Source organism: Streptomyces sp. MZ04 (assembly GCF_004684775.1).
GTDB lineage: Bacteria > Actinomycetota > Actinomycetes > Streptomycetales > Streptomycetaceae > Streptomyces.
The window spans coordinates 1-627 of sequence record NZ_SRIC01000621.1; the positions used below are offsets into that span (position 1 = coordinate 1).

A 627-nucleotide genomic window follows, 5' to 3' on the forward strand; every position below is an offset into this window, starting at 1 on the left:
GGCGGGATGAGGTCGGGCAGCGCCAGGGCGGTCAGGTCAGTGTGCTGGTGCTGGTCGAGTTCCCGGGCGGCTTGGGTGGCGGTCGTGACGTCCAGGCGGCGCGCCTGGCCTGGTTCGGTTATGGGGGCGAAGCGGGTGTGGCGCAGCTGCTCGGCGGCTTTCGCCTCATCTCGCAGGCGCCGGGCACGCTGGGTACGGGTGCGGCGCAGCGCGGCGAGTTGCTCATCGGTGGCCTGGTCGGCCAGGTAGGCGGTGCCCAAGTGACGGCCGTGGGGTGTGCAGACTTCGATCTCGTGGTCGTGATGGGGCATGAAGCGCACTGTGACGTTGAGGCCGGCTTGTCCGGTCATCCAGTCGGCGATGTAGTCGCGGTTGCGGAAGCGGACGCCGTGGCTGGTGATGGTGCGGGGGCGGCCGTCGGCCTCGAGCGTGAACGTCCACACGTCGGTGGCGGGGACGTCGTTGAGCGGGGTCGGATCGGCCTGCCAGGCTTGAAGCGGGGTGGCGCCGTGCAGTTCGGCGGGGCGGTGCTCGGTGTTCCACCACTGGGCCCAGGCCAGCAGGTGCTCGGTGAACGTCTCGAACGACATGGGCGGGGCCATTTCAGCCTGGCGGTCGGGGCGGCGG

1 protein-coding gene is annotated in these 627 nt (G+C 70.8%); it reads right to left on the reverse strand.

What is annotated here, in order from left to right; translation table 11 throughout:
• The coding region (locus E2651_RS43535; RefSeq protein ID WP_209446407.1) for a Mu transposase C-terminal domain-containing protein at positions 1-590 on the reverse strand (590 nt) is incomplete at its 3' end.
• Positions 591-627: the final 37 nt, after the last annotated feature.